Source organism: Microbacterium sp. B19, from assembly GCF_000333395.1.
Classification (GTDB): Bacteria; Actinomycetota; Actinomycetes; order Actinomycetales; family Microbacteriaceae; genus Microbacterium.
In genome coordinates, this window is record NZ_BADA01000548.1 from 1 (window position 1) to 1,226 (window position 1,226).

3 protein-coding genes are annotated in these 1,226 nt (G+C 65.4%); all 3 read right to left on the minus strand.

All coding sequences use genetic code 11. The features are described 5' to 3' along the window. Positions 1-175, minus strand: a 175-nt coding sequence (locus tag I5G_RS24960; protein WP_022880453.1) for a metal-sulfur cluster assembly factor, incomplete at its 3' end; no start/stop codon positions are given. A gap of 9 nt (positions 176-184) precedes the next feature. Further along, the gene (sufC, locus tag I5G_RS18875; protein ID WP_022880454.1) at positions 185-955 is read right to left on the minus strand and encodes a Fe-S cluster assembly ATPase SufC; all 771 of its coding nucleotides are present in this window, start codon (positions 953-955) and stop codon (positions 185-187) included. A gap of 20 nt (positions 956-975) precedes the next feature. Further along, entirely contained in the window at positions 976-1,224 is a 249-nt protein-coding gene (locus I5G_RS18880; protein ID WP_022880455.1) for a non-heme iron oxygenase ferredoxin subunit, read from the minus strand. Between the last annotated feature and the right edge of the window lie 2 nt (positions 1,225-1,226).

Here is a 1,226-nt window from a genome sequence, read left to right on the forward strand (position 1 = left end):
GGCAGCCGGCCGACGTCAGGGTCATGTGGATGACGAGCGCGTCGTTCTCGTCGTCCCACGCGAGGTCGTAGATCAGGCCCAGGTCGACGACGTTGATCCCCAGCTCGGGGTCCATGACGTCTTTGAGCGCCTCGGTGACCTCGTCGTATTTCTCGGGAGCGAGTGTTGCGGTCATGTAACGATCTTACGCGTCGACCGGGGTACCGGCCTCGAGGAAACGGTCGTAACCCTCTTCCTCGAGTCGGTCGGCGAGTTCGGGGCCGCCCTCTTCCACGATCCGGCCCTTCACGACGACGTGCACGAAGTCGGGGCGGATGTAGCGCAGGATGCGGGTGTAGTGCGTGATGAGGAGCACGCCGAGGTCGGTGTTCTCCTTCGCGCGGTTCACACCCTCCGAGACGATCTTCAGCGCGTCGACGTCGAGACCCGAGTCGGTCTCGTCGAGCACGGCGATCTTCGGCTTGAGCAGCTCGAGCTGGAGGATCTCGTGACGCTTCTTCTCGCCGCCCGAGAAGCCCTCGTTGACGTTGCGCTGGGCGAACTTGGCATCCATCCGCAGGTTCTCCATGGCGCCCTTGACGTCCTTGGTCCACGTGCGGATCGCCGGCGCCTCGCCGTCGATCGCCGTCTTGGCGGTGCGGAGGAAGTTCGTCACGGTGACGCCCGGGATTTCGACCGGGTACTGCATCGCGAGGAAGAGGCCGGCGCGCGCACGCTCGTCGACGCTCATCTCGAGGACGTCCTCACCGTCGAGGGTGATGGAGCCGCTCGTCACGGTGTACTTGGGGTGACCGGCGATCGTGTACGCCAGGGTCGACTTGCCGGAGCCGTTGGGACCCATGATCGCGTGGGTCTCGCCGGTGCGCAGCGTCAGCGTCACACCGTTGAGGATCGGGGTCGTGCCGGCATCCGTCTCGACCGTCACGTGGAGGTCGCGGATCTCGAGGACAGACATGGGGTTCCTTACTCGGTAGTTCAGAGAGATTTCGTGACGGCGGGATCGATGAGCACGTCGTCTCCGTCGATCACGACCTCGTACACGGGGACCGGCTCGTACGCCGGCAGGTTCAGGGGGCGGCCGGTCTTCAGCGAGAACGCCGATCCGTGCGCCCAGCACTCGAGCGTCTCGCCCTCGACGAAACCGTCGGAGAGCGAGATGTCGCCGTGCGTGCAGACGTCTTCGATCGCGTGGACGTCGCCGTTGCCGTCGAGCACGACGGCGATCG